The 13,720-nt window shown below is 46.2% G+C and carries 9 protein-coding genes; 2 read left to right on the top strand and 7 right to left on the bottom strand.

Translation table 11 applies throughout. The features are described 5' to 3' along the window. Nucleotides 1–142 precede the first annotated feature (142 nt). A complete protein-coding gene (locus tag NKT06_RS06465; protein WP_253431535.1) occupies nucleotides 143–502 on the bottom strand; it encodes a hypothetical protein in 360 nt (119 codons plus the stop codon). Nucleotides 503–925: 423 nt separating this feature from the next. Here NKT06_RS06465 and NKT06_RS06460 point away from each other — a divergent pair, with 423 nt between their 5' ends. After that, nucleotides 926–1,294, top strand: coding sequence for a helix-turn-helix domain-containing protein (locus tag NKT06_RS06460; protein WP_047841965.1), 369 nt, complete (start codon nucleotides 926–928; stop codon nucleotides 1,292–1,294). Between the two features lie 99 nt (nucleotides 1,295–1,393). Here the strand turns inward: NKT06_RS06460 and NKT06_RS06455 are convergent, their stop codons facing one another. The 4 genes from NKT06_RS06455 to NKT06_RS06440 form a co-directional block, all read right to left on the bottom strand. Then, the gene (locus NKT06_RS06455) at nucleotides 1,394–1,549 is read right to left on the bottom strand and encodes a hypothetical protein (RefSeq protein ID WP_215078381.1); all 156 of its coding nucleotides are present in this window, start codon (nucleotides 1,547–1,549) and stop codon (nucleotides 1,394–1,396) included. 230 nt (nucleotides 1,550–1,779) lie between these two features. Further along, entirely contained in the window at nucleotides 1,780–6,378 is a 4,599-nt protein-coding gene (gltB, locus tag NKT06_RS06450; RefSeq protein WP_253431532.1) for a glutamate synthase large subunit, read from the bottom strand. A gap of 671 nt (nucleotides 6,379–7,049) precedes the next feature. Continuing rightward, nucleotides 7,050–9,332, bottom strand: coding sequence for a YhgE/Pip domain-containing protein (locus tag NKT06_RS06445; RefSeq protein WP_253431529.1), 2,283 nt, complete (start codon nucleotides 9,330–9,332; stop codon nucleotides 7,050–7,052). 206 nt (nucleotides 9,333–9,538) lie between these two features. Beyond that, nucleotides 9,539–10,120, bottom strand: a complete 582-nt coding sequence (locus NKT06_RS06440; protein WP_253431525.1) for a TetR/AcrR family transcriptional regulator — start codon at nucleotides 10,118–10,120, stop codon at nucleotides 9,539–9,541. Nucleotides 10,121–10,500: 380 nt separating this feature from the next. Between NKT06_RS06440 and NKT06_RS06435 the strand changes: the two genes are divergently transcribed. After that, entirely contained in the window at nucleotides 10,501–11,715 is a 1,215-nt protein-coding gene (locus NKT06_RS06435) for an MGDG synthase family glycosyltransferase (RefSeq protein WP_253431522.1), read from the top strand. 274 nt (nucleotides 11,716–11,989) lie between these two features. On the opposite strand, the gene NKT06_RS06430 is transcribed toward NKT06_RS06435, so the two are convergent. Beyond that, nucleotides 11,990–12,835, bottom strand: coding sequence for a cell wall hydrolase (locus tag NKT06_RS06430; RefSeq protein ID WP_253431519.1), 846 nt, complete (start codon nucleotides 12,833–12,835; stop codon nucleotides 11,990–11,992). A 130-nt stretch (nucleotides 12,836–12,965) separates the two neighbouring features. Then, on the bottom strand, nucleotides 12,966–13,568 hold the full coding sequence (gene thpR / locus NKT06_RS06425) for an RNA 2',3'-cyclic phosphodiesterase (RefSeq protein WP_253431516.1): 603 nt from the start codon (nucleotides 13,566–13,568) through the stop codon (nucleotides 12,966–12,968). Nucleotides 13,569–13,720 lie beyond the last annotated feature (152 nt).

Raw genomic sequence — 13,720 nt, 5'->3', positions numbered from 1 at the left:
GAAATAGTATGAGCCCCCTCGCCCCTTTATTCATTGCGCAAATGCTTTTGGTGTTAAAGAACTAATGCATAACGCTATGAAATATAGTAAAATGGCGTTAAGTACATGTTTTGTTCAGAAAATGTTAAGAATTTACTTGGAATTATATGGTGAAATCAATGTAATGATAGGTTTCCTGCAGAGCCTTCTGCTCTGTTGCCTTTTCATACTGTAAACGGGAAACCGTGGGAAACTGAACTTCAGTAAGCATTGTGTTTAACTGTCCAGTTATATATAGTTTCTGTTCGTGCTGAATATGCAAGTTTGAATGATACATTGTGAGCTCTCCGAAGGGCTGTTTCCATTGCAACCTTGCGTGGAGTCTTACACATACATGATGATCTTCAACATCCAAACCTATGAGCATTTCTGATGATACTGGCAAGTTCAGGTCGCTCAGGAATGTGATTGCTTGAGTGTCCATTCCAAGTAACAGAACAGGGCGTCTTTTGCGGTCTACCATTTTCCCATGAAACTCCTGAATGTACATATGGACATTTAATTTCATATCAGCCCATTCCTGAATCATTGAATACATGGTTTCATTCCTTTAGAATGGATTCGCCTACATGGACTGCTTCTACTTCCTTCTCACAGGTATATGGTCCAGGCAACAAGGAGATACTTAAAATATCCCAAATGATACATTTTGTAACTCCATACGTCCAATTTACGATACAATACGTATCATGTCAAGCGGTATTTGGACATGGTTCTTTTGATTTACGACAATTTGAGATGTCCTTAGACAGACCTATTTACAAATGGAAATGGGTTAAAGGAAACGCATGAGGAGTTACTCTTTTGCAGGAAAGCTGCCCTGATCAAAAACTTGGCTCAGGATTGTTTCAATATATATTTGATGTCGTTCAGGGGGAAATAGCTTATGAGCTACGGAAATCGCATTGCTGAATTACGGGAACAGCGGGGACTTACTCAAGAAGAACTTGCGAGCTCCATTCATATTACCAGAGCTGCTCTCTCCCACTACGAGAAGAACCGACGTAAACCGGATTTCGAAGTGTTAACGAGACTTGCTGACATCTTTGATGTGTCTATTGATTATCTTATAGGACGTACGAAGCAAAGCGATGTCGTGATGGATGAAGACGTACGTGAATTCGTTGATACCTTGGAGTTATCGGACAAAGAAGTGTTAGAACGCTTCGATCTGATGATTGATGGGAAGTCCTTAACGGAAGAAGAGGCACGTCGTTTTATTGCGTTTGTCCGAATGGAACGCAGCATGGACTAAACCCGAAAAGAGGACCCAGTTCCCGAGAGATGGTATCTCTGGCTTCTGGGCTTTTTTTGTGTGTCCTTATTCCCCTCCATTCCATGGTTATCTATTGTGTCAAGGACGCTTGTTGTTGACGGAGGATATGAAATGGTTCCAACGCTCCGGGTCGATTCCGCATTGCAGTAAAACTTTCATGATGTCCATCTGGGTTGCTTCGACTTGTTTACCTGTCGGCCTACGATCGTCCCTGTTTGGATGCTTCATATTCATTCCGCTAACCTCTCTTATCTATATACTTTCCCTGCCCTCCAAAACTAGCCTTATTATACTTGAGAACGTTCCTCGATGTTGTCGTCTCATGACGATAACGTTTTTTGAAGGGGTTCTAATTTTGTCGAAAACCAAATAGGAGCTATATGGTGCCAAAATGGCAACCATATAGCTCCTATTATTCTTAATACAACCTGTTCATGCACTTCCACCTTTGAACAAGGAAGTTATTAGCCCCCGGCACGTGCAAGTTCACGCATATTCGCTTCAAACGCTGCAAGCAGTGCTGCTTCTCCAGTCAAGCCTGTCGCCTGAACCCGTTCAATCTGCTCTGTCATACGCTTGAAGTCCTTCGGAATAACCCGAACGAACTGGTTCACCGCATCTTGCCAGTTATCCAGAATGCGCTGACCGACAGCACTTCCTGTATTGGCAACATGACGTTGAATCATACCTCGCAGATCTGCACTTTCGGCCACATCTTCGATACGCTCCAAAAGAACCATTTCCAGATTACAACGTTTCAGGAATGTGCCTTCTGGATCATAGACATAGGCAATACCTCCGGACATCCCTGCTGCAAAGTTACGACCTGTATCGCCGAGTACAACGACACGTCCACCTGTCATATACTCACAACCATGGTCGCCTACACCTTCAACGACTACTTTGGCGCCGGAGTTACGTACAGCAAATCGCTCACCCGCAATACCACGGATATACGCTTCACCACTTGTTGCGCCGTAGAGAGCCGTGTTACCGATAATGATGTTATCTTCTGCCTCAAACGTTGCTTTCGGAGAAGGCATCACGATCAGTTTACCTCCGGACAGTCCTTTACCTACGTAGTCATTGGAATCCCCTTCAACGGTCAAGGTCATGCCTTTAGGTACAAAGGCCCCAAAGCTTTGTCCGGCAGAGCCGACAAATTTGAATTTAACCGTATCTTCAGGCAATCCTGCGAGTCCATATTTACGTGTGATCTCACTACCCAGAATGGTACCTACTGCACGGTTAACGTTCGTAATTGGAAGCACCGCTTCAACCGGTTGACCGGATTCAATAGCAGACTGTGCCAGTGGCAACAATTGCTGCATATCCAGCGTTTCTTCCAATTGGTGGTTCTGATGCTGTGTACGGTAACGTGCAGAGCCTTCCGGCATTTCAGGCACGTGCAGCAATACAGACAGATCCACACCTTTTTTCTTCCAGTGATCTACGGCTTCTACCGTTTCGAGGCAATCTGTACGTCCGACCATCTCCTGAATGGTACGGAAACCAAGATCAGCCATGATCTCACGCACATCTTCAGCAACAAATCGCATGAAGTTAACCACATGAGCCGGATCACCCATATAATTTTTACGCAACTCCGGATTCTGTGTTGCTACACCAACCGGACAGGTATCCATTTGACAGACACGCATCATGATACAGCCAAGTGCAACGAGTGGTGCTGTAGAGAAACCGTACTCTTCAGCTCCAAGCAAGGCTGCAATCGCCAAGTCACGGCCGTTAAGCATTTTGCCATCTGTTTCGAGTACGACACGATCACGCAGATTGTTCAGCATCAACGTTTGATGTGTCTCTGCAAGACCCAGTTCCCACGGCATACCCGCATGTCGGATCGAACCTTGCGGTGATGCACCTGTACCACCGTCATAACCGCTGACGAGGATAATATCGGCACGCCCTTTGGCTACACCTGCCGCAATGGTACCGACGCCCACTTCCGATACGAGCTTCACGTTGATCTCAGCACGCGGATTGGCATTTTTCAAGTCATAGATCAGCTCTGCCAGATCCTCGATCGAGTAGATATCGTGATGCGGCGGTGGCGAGATCAGACCTACACCCGGTGTTGAACCACGGACTTCAGCAACCCAAGGATACACTTTGCGTCCTGGCAATTGTCCGCCTTCACCCGGTTTTGCTCCTTGTGCCATTTTGATCTGAATTTCGTCGGCATTAACCAAGTAGTTGGATGTAACACCGAAACGTCCGGATGCGACCTGTTTGATGGCACTGCGACGGGAATCTCCGTTGCTATCTTTAATGAAGCGAGCCGGATCTTCTCCACCTTCTCCGGTATTGGACTTACCTCCAACACGGTTCATCGCGATGGCAAGATCTTCATGCGCCTCTTTACTAATCGAACCGAAGGACATTGCACCCGTTTTGAAACGACGCATGATATCTTCTACGGATTCAACTTCTTCAAGTGGAATGGAAGCTCCAACCGGTTTCAGTTTCAGCATGGAGCGAATGGTCAACAGTTGATCATTCTCACCTTGCACAAGTTTGGAATATTTTTTATACAGCTTGTAATCCCCGGTACGAACTGCGTGTTGCAACGTATGAATGGTTTGCGGATTGAACAGATGCTCTTCTCCGTCATTACGCCATTGATAATCGCCACCGGAATCCAATACTTTGTCGTTACCGTCTTTCTCTGTAAAGGCACGGTTATGATGTGTCAGCGCTTCGGCCGCCACTTCTTCCAACCCAATTCCACCGATCCGGGAAGGTGTCCAGGTAAAGTAACGGTCAACGAAGTCTGACTTCAGACCCACCGCTTCGAAGATTTGAGCGCCACGATACGATTGAATCGTAGAAATCCCCATTTTGGACAACACTTTAGTAACGCCTTTGGTAGCTGCTTTAATGTAGTTTTTCACTGCTTTCTCATGCGAGATGCCACGCAGCAATCCTTGCTGAATCATGTCATCCAGCGTTTCAAAGGCCAGATAAGGGTTCACAGCACTTACACCGTAACCCAGCAGTAATGCATAGTGGTGAATATCACGCGGCTCTGCTGATTCAAGCATAATGCTGACTTTCGTTCTGGTTCCCTGACGAATCAGATGGTGATGCAGACCTGCTACAGCAAGCAATGCAGGAATGGCAGCATTCTCTGCGTCCACACCGCGGTCAGACAGGATCAGAATGTTATGACCTTTGTCGATGACACGGTCCGCAGCTTCGAAGAGCAAATCCATTGCTTTGCGCAGTCCTTCTGCTCCTTCCGCAGCGGTGAAGAAAATCGGAATCGTCATGGAGCGGAAGCCTGGGCGGCGCACATGGCGAATCTTCGCAAAATCTTCATTGGACAAGACCGGTGTATCCAGACGGATCTGGCGACAGCTCTCCGGTTCAGGGTTCAGCAAGTTGCGCTCAGGACCAATGGTTGTTGCCGTAGACGTTACAATCTCTTCACGGATTGCATCGATTGGCGGGTTGGTTACCTGGGCAAACATCTGTTTAAAGTAGTTGTACAGACGCTGCGGACGATCCGACAGCACAGCCAGCGGTGCATCATAACCCATCGAACCCGTAGCTTCCATACCTGTTGTTGCCATGGGCTCCAGGATTTTGCGAAGCTCTTCAAATGTATAACCATATGCCAGCTGAAGCTGGGTCACATTATCATGTTTTGGATCAGGAAGTTCCGGTGCTTCCGGCAGCTCGCTCAGATCCATCAAATGCTCATCGAGCCAATCCTGATACGGATTCTCGGCTGCAATGAGTGCTTTTACTTCCTCATCAGCGATGATGCGGCCTTCTTGTGTATCCACAAGCAACATCCGGCCTGGACGCAGACGATCTTTGTACAGGATCTCTTCAGGTGCGATATCAAGTACCCCAACTTCAGAAGACAGGATAATGCGGTCATCCTTGGTTACATAATAACGAGCTGGACGCAAACCGTTACGGTCAAGTGTTGCACCAATTTGCAAACCGTCTGTAAAGGCCATTGCTGCTGGTCCATCCCAAGGCTCCATCATCGTGCTGTGATACTCATAAAATGCCTTTTTGGCAGGGTCCATACCCTCATCTGTGCTCCAAGGTTCAGGAACCATCATCATTGCCACGTGTGGCAATGAACGGCCGCTCAGATACAGGAACTCCAGTGTGTTATCGAACATCGCTGTATCGGAACCATCCGGGTTAATGACCGGTTTCACTTTGGCGATGTCGTCACCAAACAATTCACTCTCGAACAGGGACTGGCGTGCATGCATCCAGTTCACGTTACCACGCATCGTATTGATCTCACCGTTGTGGATCATGAAGCGATACGGGTGGGCACGTTCCCAGCTTGGGAAGGTGTTCGTACTGAAACGGGAATGCACGAGTGCAATTGCAGATTCCACAAGATCTTGCTGTAGATCCAAATAGAATTCTCCCACCTGTTCAGTGGTCAGCATACCTTTGTAAACAATTTTGCGACAAGACAAGCTTGGCAGGTAGAATGAACCGCCTTCTGCTTCATCTGCCGAATATCGAATAGCAAGCTCAGCGCGTCTGCGAATAACATACAGTTTACGTTCGAATCCAAGCTCATCCTTCACATCTGTGGATCTTCCAATGAACACCTGACGTACATAAGGTTTCGCTGCAAGTGCAGAACGGCCAAGCATTTCATCAAAAGTAGGAACATCCCGGAAACCCAGGAACGTCTGTCCTTCTTCTTCAATAATCTTCTTGAGGCTCTCTTCGTGCGCACTACGGATGGCAGGGTCTTGGGACATGAACAACATCCCTACGCCATAGAAGCCCTGTTCAGGTAATGCAAAACCAAGACGTTCCGCTTCCTGTGCAAAATAACGATGTGGAATCTGAATCAGGATACCTGCTCCGTCACCGGAATTCGGTTCACTTCCCTGTCCTCCACGGTGCTCCATGTTACTGAGCATGGTCAGTGCCTGACTAACGATATCGTGTGAAGGTACTCCTTTGATGTTGGCAACAAAACCCATTCCGCATGCGTCTTTTTCGAACTGCGGGTCATACAGACCCTGTTTTGGAGGTAATCCGATGTGTCTCATGGAACGCAACCTTTCTATAATGAAGTATTTCGGAAAGATCAAGAACATAGGCAACAGGCAACAATGAAACGGGAGGAGCTGGCCTTTCGCTTGCGATAGAGCCTGCTAGATAGAAGAGGTGACAGCATGAGACTGTCAAAAATAATGCCTGCTATTGGGCAGAAGCCATTGAATGAGATGAGCTGATCCGGACGATCCGGCAAACAGCATGTATAAATCAACACGCAACCGCTGGCACGGCTACTGAAATGGAGCGACGTTTTTTTGATATAGTTCTATTATTTTAACACCGACCTAACATCAGCGCAATTTAAACTTTTTAATACCTCTGATAAGAAATGTTTTGCAGTACAGCTTTACAGTAGTGACGTTTAAATTCATCTCTTTTTCGAATAATTATACACTTTTTAAACCAGAGTACAACTGAATTAAATTGCTGACAGAAGAAAATCGTTCCATGTACAGCCTACGTTTATCCATAATTCAACCAAATTTTCACTGCTTAAGCCAGCGAATCTTTACTTCTTTATGCATTTGTATACAAAATAGCCTGCAACCCCTTTTTGGGGCTGCAGGCTATTTGCACTATTTGACTACTATATTGCATAATTTCACTACAAGAAAATAAAGTTTTTTTCAGAAATATGACTATGCTGAAGATCAGGTTCGACTTATGCCGTCACAACTTGACCAGAATCAGCCTGTTCGACTTCTTTTTTCGGACGTCTGCCATTCCAGAGGAAGTAAGCAAGCGTCAGCAGAATGGATACACCTGCATAGATACTAAGAATTCCTGCTTGATGCCACATCACATCCAGATTACCACTCGATACAACGGCTTTGAAGCCCATAATGCTGTGTGTCATTGGCAACCAAGGGCTAAATGCCTGAAGCCACGATGGAATCAGTTCTACCGGGAAGGTTCCTGCACTAGCCGCAAGTTGGAAGACCAGCAGCAGAATGACAACATAACGTCCAGGCAGATCCAGCCAGGTTACAAGCGCCTGAACGATCAACATGAAGGTCAGCCCTGTAATAATGGTAAACAGATAGAACAGCCCTACGCTGTGCGTCTCCAGTCCAAGACCGTATAACATGAAGCTTGCCACGATAACCGATTGGAAAATACTCACGGAGCCAAATACCAGTGTCCGGCTGACAAAACGATTCCAGCCTGTTGCACCTGGTACGGACGTTTCCCGCATTTTCAATACAATCGTGGAAATCAATGATCCTACAAACAGACCGATCGACAGGAAGAAAGGTGTCAATCCTGTACCATAATTGCTCACGTTCTCTGCTGTGTTCTCAGAGGAGTTCACCGGTTCAGCGAACATGTTCACCACATCATCCGTTTTCTTCACTTCGGATGTTTTCTGAGCGGCATCATTCAGTTTGGTTGCCAGTTCACTTGAGCCATCTTTTAGCTCGGTAAGACCGTCAGCCAGTTTGCCCGCGCCATCACCCAGTTGCTTGGAACCATCGGTTAGTGAATTAACGCCACCACTGAGTTTACCTACACCCGTTTGCAAAGCCGTTGTCCCTGAGCCCAGCTGCTTGGCACCATTGGCGAGCAATGTACCGCCATTTGCAGCATCACCCAATTTGCCGCTGAATTGCTTCAGACCATCGGAGAGTTTCGCTCCCCCTTGACTAAGCTGTCCAGCCCCTGCCAGCAATTGCTTTTGTCCATCTACCAGCTGGTTTGCACCAGCCAGAAGTTGCTCCTGGCCACCATGAAGCTCGGATGCGCCCGCGGCCAGCTGCTGATTGCCCTGATGCAGCTGATCTGCACCCTGTGCAAGCTTCTGCTCGCTCTCATGCAGTTGCGCACTACCATCGGCAACCGCTTCACTCGCCGCAAGCAGTTTCTGTACATCAGCACTTTCGGCGAGTTCCGGGTTCGATGCAGCAAGCTGCTTCAATCCGGCGGCTACGCTCTGTGCGCCATCAGCAACCTTACCACTGCCATCTACAGCCGATTGCAGGCCTGTTGCCAGTGTACCGCTGCCCTGAACGGCACTTTGCAGACCGTCAGACAGCTTCGCACTGCCCTGTTCTGACGATTTCAGGCCAGCCTGCAACTTACTTGTACCATCCAGTGAAGACTGGAGTCCGGTTTCCAACTTGGTGCTGCCATCCTTCAACTGATCTGCTCCGCTCTGAAGCTGGCTCGAAGCGGCTGCCTGAAGCTGTTGCAGACCGGATACAAGATTCGTTGTTCCACTCTCAAGCTTGGTCGCGCCCGTGTGCAATGCGTTAACGCCATCACTTAATGGAGAGAGTCCTTCCTGAAGTTCAAGCGTTCCGGATGCAAGCTTCGCCAGGTTATCCTTGAGCTTAACAGCACCATCATCCAGTTTGCCTGCGCCGGTATTCAGTTCACCAGCTCCATCACCTGCCTCCGCCAAGCCATCGGATACTTCGGAGAACTTGTCGAGCAATGTCTCTGCATAGGATTCTGTTACTTTGGCTGAGACTTTTGCTTTCAGATCCTTAATAGCGGTCTTACCGATCTGTGCACCGACAAAGCTGTAATTGCCGTTTGGTTCATAGATCAGATCAGCCGGCTCCGGCTTGTCATCGAGCAACGTTGTGGCTTGGGATGAGAAGTTCTCCGGAATCGTAATTTGCATATAATATTTGTCATTGCTCATGCCTTCTTTGGCTTGACTCGCACTGACAAAGTCCCATTTGAAATCAGCATTTTTCTTCAGCTCATCGACCAGATCACTACCTACATGAAGTGATTTGCCCTCCAGCTCTGCACCTTTATCCAAATTGACTACGGCAACCGGCATCTCATCCACATGACCATATGGGTCCCAATAAGCTGCCAGATAGATGCCACTATACAGGATCGGTATAAACATAATTGCAATAACAGGGATCAACACCTTCGGGTTTCTCACGGCCGATCCCACATCCTTGAAAAACACGGATAAAGATTTCATGTCACTTTCTCCCCTTAATCTCTCTGCTTCATGAGCAGGAATAACTATAATGAAATAAAATGTCGCATTCCAGAAAAATTACCGAAACACGGACTGACCACTTTCCTCAAACAGTCAGTTTAGAGCAAAAAAACAAACCTGTCTTCCGACAAGCCTCGCTGCTCTGCACGCATAATAACCCTTATTTATAGTAGATTAAATTCGGATTACGTTACAGCAGCAATTCCTTCCATTAAGAAAAGGCGAAAGTAAGTCTTAATTTCCTCTTTGCTCAGCGGTTGATGTTGTTTGTTCCAGTCTGAGGTCAGTGCAATATACAGGCGGATCATCATAAAAGCGACGACTTGTGGATCACAATCCCGAATCTCTCCATTATCTTTTGCCTTTTCAAGCTCCCGAGCCAGAAAGTCGGAAATAACCTTCTCCACTTTGTCCAAACCATCCTTGGCTTGCAGTGTACCAAAGTCCTTCAGTTCCTGTGATAGCTTAACCAGCAGATCGTGATCACGGCGGAACTCTAACAACGCATCCAGCACTCGAAACAGATTATCAAAAAATGCACTTTCCTGATGCACTTCACGGTGCGCGATGTTCTTCATTTCCTGAATGACTTCTACCAAAATCTGATCAAACAATTGTTCCTTATTGGTGAAAAACGTATAGATCGTTCCTTTGCCAACGTTCGCAATCTTGGCGACCTGATCCATCGTGGTTGCTTTGTATCCAAACATGGCAAACGACTGGGCTGCTGCATGAATAACCTGCTGTCTCCTGTCAATCGGAGCCATCGTATCCCTCCTTTAATCTCCTTCATTGTTCATTCGTCCTACATAAATGACCAAAAATACAATTCGGTCATTCGGTCAAAATATACATTACCACCTTGGTAATAAGATTGCAACCCTAACATTTTAAAAATTGTGTTAATTTTTTTTAACCGAAATGCAGTGGAAACTCCTTCTGTCCTCGTCTATAGTGTAAGATGACTCAAACAATACGTATATAAATGAAGTCAGACTGTCTCAGAATAAGATATATGGTGTAAATATTCATGGATGAAACATGATTCTGCGCTTCAATGTATATTCATGTAGTAATGTAATCCATAGCGAGAATAAATGATAAATATCTTAATCTTGAATTTAAACTTATGAATAAAGGTGAACTCATGCGAAAACCAAGAGTGCTCTTATTATCGGAAGGATTCGGTACCGGTCACACTCAGGCCGCTCATGCGCTGGCACATGGCATCAAAAAAGTCAGTCCACATGTTCACAGTCGTGTCATTGAACTAGGCAAATTTTTAAATCCAACGGTAGCTCCATTAATCTTTTCTGCATATCGAAAGACACTGTCGGTTCAACCCAAACTGGTCAGTCTGTTGTACCGCACACAGTACAACAAGTCATTAAATGGCTTTACCAAGTTGGCGTTGCATCGAATTTTCTATACACAGACAGCACAGGTCGTATCCCAACTGAAACCGGATGCGGTGATCTGTACCCATCCTTTCCCAAATGCAGTGATCTCCCGGCTCAAACGCCAGGGTCTGAATATTCCGCTCTATACCGTCGTGACGGATTATGACGTGCATGGAACATGGATTAATCCGGAAGTGAATAAATATCTGGTCTCTACCCCTCAGGTCAAAGCATTGCTTGAAATTCGGGGGGTTGATCCCTCCCACATTCAGATCACAGGAATTCCTGTGCATCCTGACTTCTGGGAAGCGGGCGACAAAGTAACGCTGCGAGAAGAAATGGGGCTTCAGAATATGCCTACCGCACTGCTTATGGGTGGAGGCTGGGGACTCTCTTTTGATGAGGATCATATGAAAGCTCTCACGTCCTGGGCAGATCGTGTTCAATTGGTGTTTTGTCTTGGAAGCAACGAGAAAATGATTGCAAAGATGAAGGAAATGTCTTGCTTCCAGCACCCTAATATTCGTATTCTGGGATATACCCGTGAAGTAAGCAAACTGATGGATGTATCCGATGTGCTAATCACGAAGCCTGGTGGCATGACATGTACCGAAGCGTTGGCTAAGCGGTTACCCATGCTGTTCATACCTCCGCTGGCGGGTCAAGAGGAAGAGAACTGTGAATACTTTGTACAAGCCGGATACGGCCAGGTCATTCACTCTGCCGACGTGATCACCAAACGTTTCACCCAACTATGTGAGCAGGCATCCACTCAAGCTGAAAGCCCGCTGAACGTAGCACATATTACCGGCAACCGCTCAGCCTATGATCCAACGTGTTGCGCGCAAGCTGTTCATGACTTATTATTCCCGACGACAGCCGAAGTTACAAAAGCACCCGTAGAGCGCTTCTCAGCCGGAATTGCTGCCACGTCCTTGTCAGGTACCAGAATACCATTCTGACGTCTCTATGGACCTGTAGAACAGCTCTCATGAGGTGTTATAGAGGACAAGACAAGTCCTCATGATATATAAAGAAGGTTCCCTTCCGAATTATTGGAAGGGAACCTTCTTTTATTTTCATTGATTCGACCGTATGATTTGGCAGAAAAAAGGGTAATTTAGAGTATAACCATATTTTAAATAACGAAATAAAACTACGATTCAGGCTTTTTGAAGGGCCGTGTGATGCACACACTGTTAACTACCCTGCCTGTTTGCAGAATTTACGGGTCGATTACTTGTAAAAAGTATGATGACCGATCGTTTTTACTTTTTTCTGCGAGCGGGCAACTGTCAGATCGTCGGCAAGCGTCAATGATAAGAAATAATACGTATCATCGGAAACTTCCTTCTTCCCGTTCAGCGCAGCATTCACTGCTTTGATACTGTCCTCGTTGGGAACTACACGTTTCAAACGTCCGTTCGCTACAGGACTGAACTGGGATTTCTGATAGATCACCTTGTAAATGGTATCGGGAAAATTGGCTGACCGCAGCCGGTTTAAGACAACATTGGCAACTGCCACTTTGCCTTCGTACGGTTCACCTTCCGCCTCTGCCATGACGATTTTTTGCAGCAGATGCAGTTCTTTATCGGACACACTGTATGACCAGGTTGCGAGTTTCGAGTCTTCCTGGTTCAGAAGTTTGGTCCGCGTAAAGTATAGTTTTTGGGGGGGAGTTGTTACAGCAGCCACCGCTTTGGCTCGTTCCACTTTTGCCAATTTCAGTGCAGCTTCTTTTTTGGCTTTGGCCGCAGCTACAGCTCTAGCTTTGTTCTTGGCCTTGGCTTCTTGCAATTCCTGCTTTTCTTGAGCAGTCGTTAGCCAGTTCTTCGCTGGAAGAGATTCAGTCCAGGCTACGGTTTGTGTAGACAGACTTGTCCCATCTTCCATCATGCGCCTCTCTTCTTGCGTAGATGTTTGGTTATTTTGCACAGAAGCCGCAAGTTCGGTCATCTGTTTACTATCACTAGCTTCGTTCCACTTCCCCGTCGCCTGAACGACATTTACCCCCACTATACATACAAGCAGCACTGATAACATCGGTGCTACCCAACGATTCTTGCTTATAATGTTCATTCGAAGATTCCTCCTGTCGAAACATTTCCCTTATCTAAGTAACCCAAAAAAAAGAATTTGAATAACGATGGCTAATATTACATAGGGATAAACGTAATGTCAATGTGATTTTATGGCATAAAAATGATTATCAGGAAAAAGAGAATGTGTCTACGACCTCATACATTGGCGATTTCCCCAGCCTTGTCACATAAAGTACAATGTCCTCCACCATCCATGAATTAACACCTGTGGCATGTTCCGGAAGCACTCCAGATACCCCTTTATTCTCATTACCTGGAAGTTGTCCCAGATATTTTCTAGCAATGGTAATGTGGGGAGAATAAGGTCTTAATTCAGCTTCGAATCCAAGGGACGATGTGGCCTGCACGATTTGTTTTTGCAGTGAAATCAACCGATCAACCTCTCCGCTAACACCTTTCCATAACACTTTAGGCGCTTCTTCAAGCCCAAATGTGCCCCAATCCGAAAGCTGAAGTTCAAACGCCTGGAATTCAACTGCTACTGAGCGCAATGCTTTCCGTAGATGCCCAATGTCACTAACAAGTGTATCCCCAAGAAATTGCAAGGTTATATGATAATCCCTATGATCTGTCCATTTACGAAAATCTAGCTTGTTCTGTACAAGCCTCGCATCCATCTGAAGAGACTGCTGAACAGCAACAGGAAGACGAATCGCTACAAACAATCTTTCCCGTCGGGATGAATGATCCTGTTGTGATTGGTTATTCATTGCATACACCTCTCTAAAGTTCGCTCTATTATTTCATAACTATACATATCGTTTCAAGTTGGGTAAGTATAGAGTGACACAAAGATAACCATTTGCAAATAAGGCTAGATTCCTGCATTTACCACCTTATGCACATTCAACATCAAATCTGA

It is taken from the genome of Paenibacillus sp. 1781tsa1, from assembly GCF_024159265.1.
Taxonomy (GTDB): Bacteria; Bacillota; Bacilli; order Paenibacillales; family Paenibacillaceae; genus Paenibacillus.
The sequence above is the reverse complement of the archived record's forward strand: the minus strand, read 5'-3'. Positions and strand labels throughout refer to the sequence as shown.

Coding starts and splice junctions, on each gene's coding strand:
- NKT06_RS06465 (WP_253431535.1), bottom strand. CDS start 502: ATGGTAGACCGCAAAAGACGCCCTGTTCTGTTACTTGGAATGGACACT.
- NKT06_RS06460 (WP_047841965.1), top strand. CDS start 926: ATGAGCTACGGAAATCGCATTGCTGAATTACGGGAACAGCGGGGACTT.
- NKT06_RS06455 (WP_215078381.1), bottom strand. CDS start 1,549: ATGAATATGAAGCATCCAAACAGGGACGATCGTAGGCCGACAGGTAAA.
- gltB (WP_253431532.1), bottom strand. CDS start 6,378: ATGAGACACATCGGATTACCTCCAAAACAGGGTCTGTATGACCCGCAG.
- NKT06_RS06445 (WP_253431529.1), bottom strand. CDS start 9,332: ATGAAATCTTTATCCGTGTTTTTCAAGGATGTGGGATCGGCCGTGAGA.
- NKT06_RS06440 (WP_253431525.1), bottom strand. CDS start 10,120: ATGGCTCCGATTGACAGGAGACAGCAGGTTATTCATGCAGCAGCCCAG.
- NKT06_RS06435 (WP_253431522.1), top strand. CDS start 10,501: ATGCGAAAACCAAGAGTGCTCTTATTATCGGAAGGATTCGGTACCGGT.
- NKT06_RS06430 (WP_253431519.1), bottom strand. CDS start 12,835: ATGAACATTATAAGCAAGAATCGTTGGGTAGCACCGATGTTATCAGTG.
- thpR (WP_253431516.1), bottom strand. CDS start 13,568: ATGAATAACCAATCACAACAGGATCATTCATCCCGACGGGAAAGATTG.